General features: G+C 41.8%; 13 protein-coding genes. 4 read left to right on the top strand and 9 right to left on the bottom strand.

Features of this window, described 5'->3' with window-relative positions:
• The first annotated feature begins 316 nt into the window (after nt 1-316).
• Nucleotides 317-475 (top strand): MarC family protein, encoded by a 159-nt coding sequence (locus CW745_RS17005; protein WP_101108476.1) that lies wholly within the window; start codon nt 317-319, stop codon nt 473-475.
• 99 nt (nt 476-574) lie between these two features.
• Entirely contained in the window at nt 575-1,084 is a 510-nt protein-coding gene (locus CW745_RS09840) for a MarC family protein (protein WP_101108475.1), read from the top strand.
• Nucleotides 1,085-1,246: 162 nt separating this feature from the next.
• Here the strand turns inward: CW745_RS09840 and CW745_RS09835 are convergent, their stop codons facing one another.
• Nucleotides 1,247-4,327: an efflux RND transporter permease subunit gene (locus tag CW745_RS09835; protein WP_101108474.1), complete on the bottom strand. Its 3,081-nt coding sequence runs from the start codon at nt 4,325-4,327 to the stop codon at nt 1,247-1,249.
• Nucleotides 4,324-5,394, bottom strand: a complete 1,071-nt coding sequence (locus CW745_RS09830; protein ID WP_101108473.1) for an efflux RND transporter periplasmic adaptor subunit — start codon at nt 5,392-5,394, stop codon at nt 4,324-4,326. Before CW745_RS09830 ends, CW745_RS09835 begins: the two co-directional genes overlap by 4 nt.
• A gap of 302 nt (nt 5,395-5,696) precedes the next feature.
• Here CW745_RS09830 and ahpC point away from each other — a divergent pair, with 302 nt between their 5' ends.
• Nucleotides 5,697-6,254 (top strand): alkyl hydroperoxide reductase subunit C, encoded by a 558-nt coding sequence (ahpC, locus tag CW745_RS09825; RefSeq protein WP_101108472.1) that lies wholly within the window; start codon nt 5,697-5,699, stop codon nt 6,252-6,254.
• A 135-nt stretch (nt 6,255-6,389) separates the two neighbouring features.
• Here ahpC and CW745_RS09820 read toward each other — a convergent pair whose 3' ends face one another.
• Nucleotides 6,390-8,954 (bottom strand): glycoside hydrolase family 3 N-terminal domain-containing protein, encoded by a 2,565-nt coding sequence (locus CW745_RS09820; protein WP_101108471.1) that lies wholly within the window; start codon nt 8,952-8,954, stop codon nt 6,390-6,392.
• Nucleotides 8,955-9,201: 247 nt separating this feature from the next.
• On the opposite strand from CW745_RS09820, the gene CW745_RS09810 reads away from it, so the two are divergent.
• On the top strand, nt 9,202-9,969 hold the full coding sequence (locus tag CW745_RS09810; protein ID WP_101108469.1) for an SDR family oxidoreductase: 768 nt from the start codon (nt 9,202-9,204) through the stop codon (nt 9,967-9,969).
• Between the two features lie 105 nt (nt 9,970-10,074).
• Here the strand turns inward: CW745_RS09810 and CW745_RS09805 are convergent, their stop codons facing one another.
• From CW745_RS09805 to CW745_RS09780, 6 genes are all read right to left on the bottom strand, one after another.
• Nucleotides 10,075-10,635 (bottom strand): hypothetical protein, encoded by a 561-nt coding sequence (locus CW745_RS09805; protein ID WP_101108468.1) that lies wholly within the window; start codon nt 10,633-10,635, stop codon nt 10,075-10,077.
• 15 nt (nt 10,636-10,650) lie between these two features.
• On the bottom strand, nt 10,651-11,586 hold the full coding sequence (locus CW745_RS09800; protein WP_101108467.1) for an ATP-binding cassette domain-containing protein: 936 nt from the start codon (nt 11,584-11,586) through the stop codon (nt 10,651-10,653).
• An 11-nt stretch (nt 11,587-11,597) separates the two neighbouring features.
• Nucleotides 11,598-12,455, bottom strand: coding sequence for an ABC transporter ATP-binding protein (locus tag CW745_RS09795; RefSeq protein ID WP_101108466.1), 858 nt, complete (start codon nt 12,453-12,455; stop codon nt 11,598-11,600).
• 374 nt (nt 12,456-12,829) lie between these two features.
• Nucleotides 12,830-13,867, bottom strand: coding sequence for a threonine-phosphate decarboxylase CobD (gene cobD / locus CW745_RS09790; RefSeq protein ID WP_193755581.1), 1,038 nt, complete (start codon nt 13,865-13,867; stop codon nt 12,830-12,832).
• Nucleotides 13,867-14,793, bottom strand: a complete 927-nt coding sequence (gene cbiB, locus CW745_RS09785; RefSeq protein WP_101108464.1) for an adenosylcobinamide-phosphate synthase CbiB — start codon at nt 14,791-14,793, stop codon at nt 13,867-13,869. Before cbiB ends, cobD begins: the two co-directional genes overlap by 1 nt.
• Nucleotides 14,794-14,956: 163 nt before the next feature.
• Nucleotides 14,957-16,126, bottom strand: a complete 1,170-nt coding sequence (locus CW745_RS09780) for a sirohydrochlorin chelatase (protein ID WP_101108463.1) — start codon at nt 16,124-16,126, stop codon at nt 14,957-14,959.
• Nucleotide 16,127 lies beyond the last annotated feature (1 nt).

The raw sequence follows: 16,127 nt of genomic DNA, 5'->3' as shown, positions 1-16,127 counted from the left end.
CACAATTTAGTCTGGGATAAACCTTCAAGCTCAAGGTATTTATTGAAGTAACTCATTGCCTTAATTTAAAAGTAGGTACCAAAATAAGCTATAACTTGAATAAGCATAAAAATCATCTATTTATCAGAGTTGCTAGTAAATACGAATAAAAGAGGAAAAAGATCATTTAACACAGAGGCCCGCTGAAATAGTGTAATGCTATTGCTTTGCTTATCTAGCACAAAGGTTAATGAGCACTATTAAGGCACAACCCAGATTTTACGAATATAATCAGCCATAATCTCTCAATAAACACACACCATAAAGGATCAAAACAATGGAAAATAGTTTCCCGATTTTTTCAACAGCCGTTCTCCTGTTTTTTATTTTAGATCCCTTCGGTAATGTGCCGTTATTGCTAAGCATGCTAAAGAATATAGATAATACCAATTCCGCTAATATAGTGATCAAATATTACGCAGGAAAAAGTAGTTAGTTCAAGGCGAAAATTGATGCAAATGGTTGTTCCCTTTACGAAATTTTTAACGCTGAAATAGCTTCTTTTAACCAGCAAGATTGATCATTTATTTAGTGGATTTGGTATAAACAGCGACATTCAAAAGTCATCATCCGTGAAACACTGATTGGGTTACTTATTTTGGTCTCTTTTCTATTTTTTTGGGAGCAATTTTTAAGCCTATTTCACCTTGACACACAATCTATCACTATTGCAGGTGGTATCATTTTTTTCATTATTTCATTAAAAATGATTTTCCCTAACCCTAATGGTGGCGATATGTTTGTCACTAAAAAAGGTGATGAACCTTTAGTAGTACCAATTGCAATGATTGCCGGCCCAGCATCACTAGCCACACTATTAGTTTTAGCCAAAACCAATAGTGAACATTCAGGCTCATTATTTGTGTCACTATTAATCGCTTGGGGGCTTTGTGCAGCGGTAATGCTATTTTCATCTTTATTGTATAAGGTATTAAAAGAGAAGGGATTAACGGCATTAGAAAGATTAATGGGCATGTTGCTACTGATTATGTCGTTACAAATGTTCATTGATGGTATTCGAGCTTTATTGCCAACATTTGAATAGCCTGAGGTCTATTGAACTTTCAAGTTTATTTTTGCAAATAATGTTGCCCTTCCGGCTCAACACACCAAAGTAAGCGATACTTTTAAAGCATAAAAACCACGTAATCTTTGTCGAATTAACATGGTTTTCATAAATGCTCACTTTATGATGCAACTTGCTAAATTAATCTGCATTTAATTTAGCAAGTTGCTTACTGATCATATTTGGTGATGTGGTATTTCTACATAGCCAGTAATACGCACCGGGCACAATAAACAGGGTAAAAACACTTGCTAATGACACACCAGCGAAGATAACCACGCCAATCACAGCACGACTTTCAGAACCAGGACCAGAAGCTAAGACTAACGGGGCGGCACTCATTACCGTGGTAAAGGTGGTCATCACGATAGGTCTTAAGCGTTGTTGCGCCCCTTTGATAATTGCATCGGTAAAGGTTTCACCGGCATCGCGTAACTGATTGGCAAACTCAACAATTAAGATGCCATTTTTAGCAGCTAAACCAATGAGCATCACGATACCAATCTGGCTGTAAATATTAATGGTCAGCCCCATTAAATATAACCCAGCTAAGGCGCCAACTAGTGCTAATGGTACTGTTAATAGAATAACAAAAGGATGGATAAAGCTTTCAAACTGGGCAGCTAATACTAAATAAGTAATGAGAATGGCTAGTGCAAAAATAAACAGCATCGAGCTACCACTGTCTTTAAATTTTTGTGACTGCCCAGAGTAATCAACCGATGCTTCCACCGGTAACTCCTCTTTCACCACTTCATTAAGGAAATCTAATGCTTCTCCTAAGGTATAATTCGCCGAAATATTGCCACTTAAAGTGATACTACGTAAACGGTTAAAACGGTTGAGTTGCGCGGAAGTTGCACTCTCTTCGATCGAGATTAAGTTCGACATCGCAATTAACTCCCCCGTTTCAGTGGAGCGCACATAAATGTTATCGATACTGCTTGGCGAACGATATTTTTCTTCATCGCCCTCAAGTAACACATTGTATTCTTCGCCGTTATCAATATAAGTTGTGACGCGACGCTCACCTAACATGGTTTCTAAGGCACGGCCAATATCAGTAATCGATACACCTAAATCAGCCGCTCTTTCGCGATTAATATTGATCATCAGTTGCGGATAAGTTTCTTTGTAATCACTTTCTAAGCCAATGATATTCGGGTTTTCTTGCGCTTTCGCTAACACGATATCACGCCACTGTGCGAGCTCTTCATAGGTATTGCCCTGCAATACAAAACTGATCGGTCTACCGCTACGACCTCCCAGTCCACCTCGCATCATAATGAAAGCGCGTGCATCGGTTACCGAAGCTAACTCGCGATTGAAGTTTTTCACAAAGTCAAAAGTGGAAATCTCTCGCTCTTGCCAACTTGGTAAACCTACAATTGCGATACCTCCCATACCACGGAATCCTGGAACACGGACGATAACGCGATCTAATGCGCCGTCATCATAGTGTTTCATCAGTTTCTCTTCTATCTGTTTCATATTACGAGCATTGCTCTCAAAGCTTGCCCCCTCAGCGCCATTCATGATCAAAAATGCACCGCCACGATCTTCTTTAGGTGCGTATTCTGAAGGAATTTTATCTGCAACGATATAAAGGCTAGCAAAGGCCAATATCATTACGATTGCAATCATAATCGGCTGTTTGATCACCGATGCTAAGGCATTACCGTAGGTGGCTTCTAATTTAGCAAAACCACGATCTAACCGCTGCCCAAAAGAGGAGCTTCTTTTACGATGATGCAGTAATTTAGAACACATCATTGGTGTCAATGACAGCGCGGTAATGCTTGAAAAAACAATGGCAGCAGCAATCGCTAAAGCAAACTCGGTAAATAAACGGCCAATATCGCCCGATAAAAAGATCAACGGTACAAACACCGCGATCAACACCAGCGTGGTGGCAACCACCGCAAAAGCGACCTCTCTCCCACCGTTATAAGCGGCTAATATCGGCTTTTCACCTTTCTCTATACGTCGATAAATATTTTCTAGTACAACGATCGAGTCATCAACCACCAAACCGATCGCCAACACTAACGCCAGCAAAGTCAGCAGATTGATAGAGAAGCCCAATAGGCTTAATAACATCATCGAGCCAATCAGTGCGATCGGCACAGTGACTGCAGGAATGAGCGTAGCGCGAATGTTGCCAAGGAAAATAAAAATCACTGAAATCACCATCAACATGGCAATCCCAAGGGTGTTATAAACTTCATCAATTGACTCTTTAATAAAGATACTAGAGTCATAGCTGGGCACAATAATCGTGCCAACGGGCAAGTTTTCTTGAATCGCGAACATCTCTTCACGGGCAGCTTCAACGACATCAATGGTATTAGCAGTGGATTGCTTAACAATACCTAAGCCGACCATGTTGCGTCCATTACCTTTAAACAGGGTTTCATCGTCTTCAGAGCCAATAGAAACCTGCGCGATATCGCCAAGTCGTACTAAAGCGTTGTCTTCACCACGTGCAATAACCATGCGCCGAAAATCATCTTCAGTTTGAAAGGTTCTGGCAACGCGAACGCTAAAATCACGTTCGATAGATTTCACTTCACCGGCAGGAAACTCTACGTTTTCTGTGCGTAATACCGATTCAACATCATTAACAGTAATCCCACGAGCAGCCATCGCGTTGCGATCTAAGACCACTTTCATCGCATAGTTTCGGCCACCGCCAACCACGATTTCGGCGACACCATTAACCACTGCAAAACGATCCACAATATAACGATTTGCATAATCAGTTAATTCAAGGGTATTAAACACATCACTTTGTAGCGTAAACCAAGCGATCACATCACCATCATCATTGGCTTTTTTTACCTCAGGCGGATCAGCTTGCTCCGGCAGACCGCCTAGTTCCGAGGAAATTTTATCGCGTACATCATTAGCAGCGCCGTCGATATCACGCTCGATCTCAAATTCAATACTGATATTAGAACGGCCATCGCGGGAGGTAGAGGTGATATTTTTAACCCCTTCAATACCACTGATCTTATCCTCTAAAATTTTGGTTATTTTGGTTTCAACAATAGTAGCAGAAGCCCCCGGATAAGAGGTTGAAATGCTCACAATCGGTTTATCGGTGTCAGGGTATTCACGCAGTGGCAACATTAAAAAAGCCACAATACCAAAGGTAACAATCAATAAATTAAGTACCGTTGCAAAGACCGGTCTTTTTACAGATAAGTCAGATAGAATCATTGTTGTTGCTCCACCTGCTCACCCTGAACCTTAACTTTAGCGCCTTCACGTAGCTTCAATGCGCCCTCTGTAACAATTTTCTCTCCAGCTTCTAAACCACTCAATACTTCAACAATGCCGGGCATGCGACGACCAACTTCAATATATTTACGTTGCGCAATATTATTTTCAATGGCAAAAACAAAATGACGATCTTCAAAGGGAATAACTGCATTTTCTGGTAATTGCAATGCATTGTCAGTATTGCGAACAATATTCACAGCCATCAGCATACCCGGGCGTAATTTATGTTGTTTATTATCGATTTTGGCGCGAATCAACACCGTGCGAGTAGCGGCATCTACTCGTGACGAGATGCTGGTTATCTCTCCCATAAATGGATGCTCTTCATAAGCGATACTGCGTGCAGATATTTCTTGGCCAACACGTAATGTCGGCAAAAAGCGTTCTGGCACTGAAAAATCAACTTTAATAATATCGATATCATCCAAGGAAGTGATCACATCCCCATTACTGACTAAGGCACCAACACTCACCTGACGAAACCCTAGCTGGCCATCGAAGGGTGCGCGAATAGTCAAATGACTTAACACAGCCTGCGCGCTACGCAGTTGCGCTTGCAGAGATTTGGTTTTAGCGCGATGTTCCTCTAATACTGAAATCGCCGTGACACTTTTTAATACTAAGGCTTCATAGCGATCTAATTGCGATTGTAATTCGGTCAGACTCGCTTGTAATTCTTCCACTTTAGCTATCTCTTGGCGCTTCATCAGCTCAACTAACACTTGTCCTTTTTTCACTCTATCGCCGTCATTAAAGTGAATACTTTCAACAATATCAGTGTATTGCGCAGTAATGACAACATCTTCATTTGCTTTCGCTGTACCTAACGCTTCAACTTCATCGCTAAAAGTGCCATTCACGACAGGCACTGTTTTCACGCTAACCACTCTTGATCGGCGCTCTCGAGCACTGTTTTCAACGGGCATCAATAGGTAAGCAATAAAAGCAATAAGCACTAAAGATAAGAGGATTAAAGGCAGTCTTGATCGAATATTTACAGACATAGTGAATCATCGTTCCATGTTGATTTAAGAAATTAAGCAAAGTATCAATAACGGCATGAAAAAGAAGCGATTGATACACATTATTAACTCTTGATTTTGCTCATAAATACGAAATAAGCAAATAGATAGATCACTTAATACGACTTAGCACGGACAAATAACTCCATAGCTATAAACTATTAAAATAATAGATATAAACGAATTTATCTATTCAAAAGTTTATTTCATACTCTTTCCATCGCTTAGGAGAACTAAGCAGACAACGAAGTAAAAACGAGTAATTCACTTAATAGGATAACGACATGATTAATACTGAAATTAAACCGTTTAACGCGACAGCTTTCAAACAAGGCGAATTTGTAGAGATCTCTGAGCAAGACGTAAAAGGAAAATGGTCTATCTTTTTCTTCTACCCAGCTGATTTTACTTTTGTTTGCCCAACTGAACTAGGTGATGTTGCAGACCACTACGAAGAGCTACAAAAACGTGGCGTTGAAGTTTACTCAGTATCAACTGATACACACTTCACTCACAAAGCATGGCACGATAGCTCTGAAACAATTGGTAAAATCAATTACTTCATGGTTGGAGATCAGTCAGGTAACCTAACTAACAATTTCGGTGTAATGCGTGAAGGGCAAGGGCTTGCAGACCGTGCAACGTTCTTAGTTGACCCACAAGGTATCATCCAAGCAATGGAAATTACCGCTGAAGGTATTGGCCGTGATGCAGACGACCTACTACGTAAAGTAAAAGCTGCGCAATATGTTGCAGCGAATCCGGGTGAAGTTTGCCCAGCTAAATGGAAAGAGGGTGAGGCAACACTTGCACCATCACTTGATCTCGTTGGTAAAATCTAAATAACCTCAGTTCTGGATAAGCAAAGCGATAAAATAACGTTATTTCCGCGAACTTCGGCGTAAAATGATAGTTTAAATTGCTTCTTAGACCTTAAAAGCCCCCAGATAGATGAACTGTCAGGGGGCTTTTTTAACCTAAATACACCATTTTACATTGGCAATGACCGCTGTAAATTGCCCCGACACCTGTAAGCAGAATAGTTTATCGACCTGCTCTAGTCCCCTCGCAGTGAATTTTTTAGCAGGTATGTTAAGCCTGATAAACTCATCGCAGATATTCAATTCGCGGCTAATATCGACATTACCAAACAGCGCGTGTTGCATGTTTTTATCACACCCTTTAATCGACACCAATAATGGCTCAGTAGGTAATTGACTCACTTTTAATTCAAAACTTAAATAGCCTTGCTCAAAATAGTCACCCATCTGCTCTGCAACGCCATCGCTTGCTTCAATATAAACACATCCACCTTGCCCTTTAAAACTCAGCTCAACGGCATCCTGCTGCTGTAAATAGTTGTAAGGACGGGTTGCTAAGTACTTAAATTGCATTGGGTTATTACGAGAAATGAGCTCACCTTCCGTAAATATCGACGGGCTGGCTTTTAACTGATAATCGCCAATAATTGAACGCACACCATAGATTTCAAGATTGTTAGCAGCACCGTTTTCTCCCGATGAAAGTTCATCTAATTCAATGTTATCTAAATCCAACATTGGCTGTTTGTTATCCTGATAAGTGAGGCCATAACCAAATTCAAATAACGGTTTATGTTCTCCACGCGGGTCTTGCTCATTCGCAGGCACTTGGTAGTTTTCAATATGACTTGGCAAACAATTCACGCGCGCACTGCGCTTTTTGTTTGGCCAACTGTAGGAAAGCTTACCTTGGAAGTCGTAATTTATTTCTCCCTTTGCATTACGTAATAATAGGTCTGTGATGCCGACGCCCTCACTGCCCGGTAAAAAAGCAGCCACAAAAGCATCAGAGAGCGATATTTCTCGATTCACATATAAAGGGCGACCACTAAAGAAGATAGAGATAACTTTTACTCCGGCTTTATGCAGTGTTGCAATCCGTTCACAGTCAGCACGATATTTTCGCTTTAAAGATGAAAACTCAAGGCTTTGCCACTCTTTAATATCTCCCATCATTTCTGCATAGGGGTCTTCGCCAAAGGCAACGACAGCAACATCGTATTGTGTTAAATCATTTTGTAGCGCTAAATCAAAATCAACTTGCTCAGCGCCTAATTCCGACTCAAGTGCCATACGTAATGTTGTTGCGCCCGGAAAATCAGAGAGTTTATTTTCATCGCCCTGCCAAGTAAGATTCCAGCCCCCTGATTGCTTATTTAGATCATCGGCAGCACTGCCAGTTAACAATATTTTCTGCTCGCGATATAAAGGCAGTAACTGATTTTTATTTTTCAATAATACTAAAGACTTTCTGACCGCTTCTCGCGCAACATCTCGATGTGCTTCTGCCCCCAACAATCCCTCTTTTCCGGCAAGTGAGCGTTTTGAAGGTTGCCCTTTATGCCACAGACCGGCGCGCATTTTGACACGTAAAATGCGCGTTACCGCATCATCGATACGTGACATATCGATAATCCCAGCTTCAACATCTGCAACGGTTTGCTGATAAAGATCCATCCAATGCTCAGATTCTGGCACCATTAGAATATCGTTACCAGCATTCACCGCATAACTGGCATTGGTATCGCTGCATTTACTGACCTCTGCGTGACCATGCCAATCAGTGACTATTATCCCATCAAAGCCCATTTTCTTTTTTAACACATCGGTTAACAGGTAGTGGCTGCCATGAATTTTATGATTGTACTCACCACCAACCATAGGGGTATGATCATAATTGAGTGGTGATTTCCAACTATTAAAAGAGGACATCACTACCTGCGCTCCCGCTGTTAGGCCACTAAAATACCCCATCGCATGAATATTACGTAGCAACGCTTCGCTGTAATCATTGATGCCACGATCGACACCTTGCAAAGTGCCTCCATCGCCAACCCAATGTTTTACGTTAGAGATAACTTTAGTATCACCCTGTAATGCTTCGCTATCGCCCTGCAAACCTTTCACCATTTTTGCAGCATAAAGATAAGTAATACTCGGATCTTCAGAATATCCTTCATAGACCCTGCCCCACCTTAAATCGCGTGGTGTGGCCACGGTCGGTGCGAATGTCCAATCTAACCCCGTTGCAGCCACTTCAATCGCGGTGATCTCGCCAATACGCTGAATAAGATCAGCATCGCGCGCACAACCCAAACCAATATTATGTGGAAACACCGTGGCACCATAAACATTGTTATGCCCATGTACTGCATCGGTTGCCCACATAAAAGGGATATCAAAGGGGCGATCGGCAAATGCGACTTTTACTGCGAACCAAAACTCATCCGCCTTATCTGCCCACTCTTGCGCAGAGGCGTATTTATTTTCATTTGGCCAGCTTCCGCCCCCATTTAAAATCGAGCCTAATTTATACTGCTTCGCCTGCTCAGGCGTCACACCACGCAGATTCGGTTGCACCATCTGACCTATTTTTTCCTGCAAGGTCATCTGTTTAAGTATCTTTATAATGGCTTGTTCAACGGTAGGATCTTGCTTTATCTGTGAGTCTATTTTGGGCCAGTCAGAAAAATAAGGAGTATTAAACAGGTTCTTTTGCATTGTTTACCTCAGTGATAAAAATTAAGCGTGCTCTGATAGTAGATAAATAATCGCCAGCATATATTGATAAGCTTCATAAAAGCTTGTTTAGCAATAAAATTGCAACGCTTGTTTTATTTGAAAACCATCACCACCAGCAAAATATTTCGTTGGTTGGAGAAGTCGCACCATCTGTATATAATCGAAGAAAATAATATGGCGATGCTCAACCACGCCCTCCCTTGCCTTAATCAATAAGTGGATAACTATGAAATTATCAGGAAAGAAAGCTTTTATCACCGGTGCAACCTCTGGCATTGGTTTAGCAATCGCTAAACGTTACTTTGAAGAGGGCGCAACTATCGCTATTAACGGTAGAAATGCACAGAAACTAAGCCAACTTAACCAACAATTTTTTGCCGGTAAAGCACTAGAAGTGGTCGCTGACATATCTTCTGTCAGTGAAATTGCTAAGGCCTACGAGCTGATCACTAAAGAGTTTGCCAGCCTTGATATTTTAGTGGTCAACGCAGGTGCTTATCAGTTAAAACCGTTTACCGATACAACCGAGCAAGACTTCGATACGATGTTTGATCTTAATGTAAAAGGGGCGTTTTTTACCATGCAATATGCGACGCCATTACTTAATGAAAGTGCATCGGTTATCTCAATCTCTTCCGTTGGCGCACTGCATGCAAGCTGGAATCAAGCACCTTATAATGCATCAAAAGCGGCTATTTCTTCATTAACGAAAAGTTTTGCCTGTGGTTTATCAGCTAAAAAGATCCGCGCTAATACCATCTCTCCTGGTGTAACAGATACAGATATTTGGGATAAAGTCGATTACCGTGAACAGGTTGAAGTAGCGGCTAAAGAGGGTATTCCACTAGGTCGTAAAGGCGCAGTTGAAGAGGTTGCAGGGGCGGCGCTATTTTTAGCCAGCGATGATTCGGCGTTTATGACCACCAGCGATATTATGATGGATGGCGGTGTTACCTATGTAACGGACCCAAGCGAGTGGGGCAATAAACAGTAAACAACCGCTATCAGGAGTAATGATAACGCACTCATCTCGTTATTATTTCTCAGGGAACAGCGTTTTACAGCCTGTTCCCTGAATTCCCCTACCCTGCGCAGTAAATTAATGAATCACCGCATTCTCTGTATCGGGAACCACACAGCCTTCACATTGCCCGCATCCTGTCGTTTCCTGTGGCGCTTCGCTTAATAGGTTCATATTATTATGCTTTTCCATGAAGGCAACATGCTCATTAATAAGTGCATCGGCAAACTTTTTCGACGCTTTCACGTTGGATTGCTGATAATACTCTAACAGGGTAACAATTGTACCGTCTAAGACTTGCAAGGCGGAGTAACGCGTCACCGGAGTCAGCTGCTGTTTATCCGCAAACTGCTGGATTTGTATATGTGCAAGTTGATGATAATAAAAGGCATCATCGGTGCGCGCTTGATATTGGCAAACACGCGCTAAATTATAACAAGCCGTTTTATACAACCGTGCGCTGTGTTCATATTGAGCACTTAAACTGAGATCATCAATCAGCTTCTGCGCTTCGGTTAACGCATGTCCGTAACACTCCTCTGCTTGGTAATATTCACCGAGGCTTAGATTGGTTTGCGCTTCTTCAGTTAATGACTGCCAATACTCAAGTGAAAACTGCCCGATTGAAAATGATGACATAAACTCCCCTACTCCTTAACTGGCTAGCAAGCGCACAAAATGGTTATGGTTAATCTGTTTCGCTTGATTAACCTTATGACCACTTTGCGCACGCACGGTTTCGGCATGTATTGAGAAATCCAGATCTTGCTCCATCACCTCTCTAAATTTAACTTCCGGATCAGGTACCGCAGAAATTAATAACTGAGTATAAGGATGCTGTGGATTATTAATAACCTCATGCGTATCGCCCCACTCCACGATTTGCCCCTTGTACATAACTGCAGTTTCTTCAGCAATATAATGCGCAGTTGCTAAGTCATGGGTGATATATAAAAACGCCATATCATGCTCCTGCTTCATCTTCTTCATGGTATCTAGCACCTCAAGACGAATCGATACATCTAACATTGAAGTCGGCTCATCAGCGAGTACCAACTCAGCACCGACAGCTAATGTTTTCGCCATATTGACGCGTTGACGTTGACCACCACTTAACTCATAAGGGTATTTATCTGCGGTTAAGCTGGGTAACTCTACCTGCGCTAATAACTCCTCAATACGGCTACGTAATTTTTTAGGGTTATTGACGCATCGATCATGGATCAACAACGCACGACATAAATGATGGTAGATAGTATGCGTTGGATTAAGTGAGCTGAATGGGTCTTGGAAAATCATTTGTACGTTTTTACGGTAATTTAAAACTTCGTCACGTTTACTGATCGTTGCAATATCTTGACCATGAAACAAAATCTCCCCTTCAGTGGGCGTTTCTATTTTAGTTATCAAACGAGCGCAGGTACTTTTACCACAACCCGATTCACCAACAAGTGCAAGCGCACGGCCTTGATAAATTTTGAAATTAATCCCATTCAGCGCTCTAAAAACCGATGAGCCAGAAAAACCTTTGCTGTGAAAATCTTTAACAATATTGTTCATTTCTAAAATAGGTGTATTTAAATCAGACATGTAAACCTCGCTTATGCATTAACAATTTTAGGAATAAAATCACTATTTGCTTGGTAATTTTTGCGCCCTTCATGAATAGAAGGAAAAGCAGACCAAAGCTTTTTAGTGTATGGATGACGCGGATAATTACGTATCTCTTGCGCATCATTCACCTCAACTAATTTTCCTTGATACATAATGCCGATACGGTCGCAGAACTGTGCCATCAAGCTCAAATCATGGGTGATAAAGAGAATCGAAAAGCCAAACTCATCTTTTAATTGGTAAATCTGCTGCAGGATCTCTCGCTGTACCACCACATCTAACGCCGTAGTAGGTTCATCCATAACAATCAGTTTTGCATTAAGCACCAAACAAATTGCAATCACCAAACGTTGGCGCATGCCACCAGAAAATTGATGTGGGTAATCGCGTATGCGTTCACGTGGAATTTTAACCACATCCATGAGTTTTTTAGCGCGCTCTATTGCGTCACTTCGGCTCATGTTGGTATGCGCCAATATGACATCACAAAACTGCTCTTCAATGCTGATAACCGGGTTTAATGAGTTCATTGCACTCTGAAAAACCATCGCAATTTGTGTCCAACGATAAGCTTGTAGCTCACTATCAGAGAGGTTGAGCAGATTAGTGCCTTTATAAAAGATTTCGCCACTAGGAATAATTGCCGGTGGCTTTTGCAAACGCGTGATCGCAAATGCGATGGTACTTTTGCCACAGCCAGACTCACCCGCTAAACCAAAAACTTCGCCAGGTGCAATATCAAAACTGACCTCATTAACCGCACGGAAAGCCCCGTCATCGGTAACGTATTCCACCACCAAGTCTTTGACCTGTAATAGCGGTTTTTCCTGTTTATCACTTTGCATCGAATCTCCTTTTTCCCGATTAATTTAAATGACATGCAAATGATAATCATTATCATAATTAGATTCAACAATATTTTGCGGAAATAGGAAAAAGTGAGATCCCCCCCCATTAATAATGGTGATCACATATTGCGCAGGAAGGAGGGGTTATACCAATTCCGCTAATATAGTGATCAAATATTACGCAGAAAAAAGGAGTTAGTTCAATGCGAAAATTGATGCAAATGGTTGTTCCCTTTACGAAATTTTTAACGCTGAAATAGCTTCTTTTAACCAGTAAGATTGAACAGTTATTTAGTGGATTTGGTATTAGTTCAAAGTGGAAATTGATGTTAGAGGTTGTTCGGCTTGTAAAGTTTAGCAGGCAAGGTTGATCATTTTGATAATGCTTTACGGGATAGCATAAATACCTCCTGCAGCTTTTGTAACTGTTTCTCGTCGGCAATACCAAATCGCAGCGCATTTTTTTCATCGGTCAAACGTACATAAACCGCGTGCTGACAAAGTTGTTGATAGATAAGCGGTGCATATTCAGTAAACAGGGTCATGAATAAGGCATTACTTTCAATACGATACATTGGCCAGATCTCGCTTAATAACTGCTGCATTTTATGACGCTGCACCTGCAACCGTTGTTGCTGTTTAACTTGCCACGCCGTATCGCTTAATGCCTGCTCAGCAATATATAGCGCAGGGCCGTTAACTGACCACGGTCCAATATTTTCTTGGATCACTTCGCACCAATATTGACTGCTACAAACAAAACCTATGCGCAATCCGGCTAATCCAAAAAACTTACCAAAGGAGCGTAATACAATCACATTTTGCTGCGCCTCACTTAAATGCGGGACATAACTAAAGTCCGCATCAAAAATATCTGCGAAGGCTTCATCAATGACCAGTAATGCCTGCTGCGTTTGGCAACGTTCAGCTAAGGCTTGTAACTGCGCAACGGTAAATTGATCGGTAAGCGGATTGTTAGGATTGATCACCACCACCACGCTGTTGGGCGCTAATACTTCAGGTAGCCTTTGTTGATAAAAGTGCAGCTGGTAGCCAGCTTGTTGCCATGCATGTTGATGCTCTTTATAACCAACCTTGGGCAGGTAAACATGTTTGCAGGGCATCTCTTTACTGCTCGCGGATAAACGCTTTTCCCATAATTGCGGTAGCTTTTCGATTAACTGCTGGCTTCCTGCAACAGGCCAACAATGTTGCGCTTGATAATAAACCTTAGCAACTGCGATTAAGCGACTAGAGATATGTGGTAATTGTTGCCACGCTTGCGCGGGAATATCGGGGATTGGGTAGCTGTAAGGCGCAATGCCGGTCGACAGATCTAACCATTGTGCGCGAGGAATATTAAATTGTGTCGCCACCCGTTCGAGTTGCCCACCATGTAAAATAGCCATTAAAAAAGTATCCATTGTAAAAAGAATAGGATGATCAAACCCACACATACCGCTTGTCTCACCAGTGTCAGGCTCATTTTAATATGCTTGCTTTGTACGGCCTCGCCTTGACCAAGTTGTGGTGACTGAACTGATTTTCCAAAGTAGATCGCAGTACCACCTAAACAGACATTGATCACCGTCGCGCCAGCAGCCATAACCCAGCCACCATTATGACTTTTATAGGTTTTACTTTGTTGATAAGCATTAAATAGCGCCATTTTTGCTGTGCCATTAAATAGACCTACGATGGCAAATAATAGAGTCGTGACTTTCGCGCTGATAAAACCAAGCAGATCATCCATTCTTGCACTGCATTTTCCAAAATAGTTAAATTGCGCCGTACGATAACCCCACATCGCATCCAAGGTATTACTTAATCGATGCATAATAACCAGCGGTGCACCGCCAATGACAAAATAGATAAGGGTGGCGGTAACACCATCGTGACCATTTTCTAGCATAGACTCGGTGGTCGCACGGCTGATCGCTTGCGCATCTAACTCACTGGTATCACGACTGACGATATAAGCGCAGTAATGTTGCGCCTGTGAGAGGTTATTATCTGTTAATGGTTGGTATATCTGCATGCCATGCTCAGTTAAGCTTTTTAAGGCAACTGCCCAATAAACCACATAAACATTAATCAAAAAAGCGATATAAAATGGCACAAAGGATAAAACAGCAACAACCAATAACGGGATAGGTATAACGAGTATTAACCATGCTGCGATACCCATTAGTAAACGTTTCCGGTGACTACCTTGGTTTAATCGTTTCTCTAATTTGCGCGCCAAATTACCAAAAAAAATCAGAGGGTGAAAACGCCTAGGCTCACCCAAAAGGTGATCAATCAGTAGCGCACACAATAGCGTTATCAGTATCATAATGGATTCATTTTTTTATTGTGGTACCCGTTGGCTTTATTAAAAAGCGAATCTGAAACGGCCCGCTTGAAACAAGGTGAGTGGCTTCGCGCTATCAAACAGAGTAAAGCAGAACCTGTTAAATTGAAACGGACACTTGCTTCAATTTAACAGAGATAAACATTTACTTACGATGTGCTAACGCTTCGCCCTGCACACCATTGTTAATCCGCTCGACCTCTTCTGCTAATAACTCTTGCGGAAATTGGCTCATAAAGCAGTTACAGATCCCTTCACCAATCATGGTTCTTGGCCCCAATGGATGCCAGATATGTTTATAAACACCATGACTATGAGGTTCGACATTATCATGGCTGTGTCCATGGCCGTGTTCATGACTGTGCGAATGAGAATGGCTATGTGCCTGATCGTGGCTGTGATCGTGAGAATGACTATGATCGTGAGCATGACTATGTGCCGGATCTTGATATTCAGCATGATGATGGTGCACATCAACTTCACCTGCGGCCAGTCGACGCTTAAAGGTTTGCATTAATCCCTCATCACTCGTTTGTTTATCTTCCATAATTTCACGAATACGATGTTCAAAGGCATCAATCACTTTTTCATGATCACGTAGATAAGCCGCTTTTAAGAATTCAACATGCGGGTTTTCCGATGCAACTTTGTCAATGTAACCATAAATACGCTTAATCAAGCGTCCGGTAAAAAGGAAATAAGGTGCAACCACGATGCGTTTGTAACCGAGTTTTAACAGCTTTTCGAGTCCCACTCCCACTGAGGGATAAGTGACCCCAGAATAAACCGTATCCGCCCAACCAAAGCCCATGTTTTCACTGACAATACGTGTTAATTTAGCCGCTTCTGCATTCGCTTCGCTGTCTGATGTACCGCGCCCAACCACGACTAACATCGTATCGTAAAGTGCATCGGGTGGGTTATCAGCATCTAAGCCTAAGGACTCATAAATACGCGCTTGAAAAGCATCAATCATCGGCTTTTGTAAGCCAAGCTCTTGACCATAACTGACATTCAAACCTGCATTTTTCTCTTCAAAAGTCGTTAATACAGAAGGGATATCATTTTTAGCATGTGTCGCTGCAAACAACATACCCGGTACCGCATAGATATGTTCAACACCTTGATCAATAAGACTGTTTAAGCCCATGTGAATATTTGGCGCAGAATACTCTAAAAATCCGTATTCGATCGGTAATTCAGGAAAGCGTTTTTTAAGACCACTAGCCACTAAGGCAAACTCTCTTTCTGCATCTTTATCGCGACTACCATGGCCACAAACCATGATCCCTTGTTTGGTTACTGCTGTACTCATT

The sequence above is a fragment of the Psychromonas sp. psych-6C06 genome, assembly GCF_002835465.1.
Classification (GTDB): domain Bacteria; phylum Pseudomonadota; class Gammaproteobacteria; order Enterobacterales; family Psychromonadaceae; genus Psychromonas.
The sequence above is the reverse complement of the archived record's forward strand: the minus strand, read 5'-3'. Positions and strand labels throughout refer to the sequence as shown.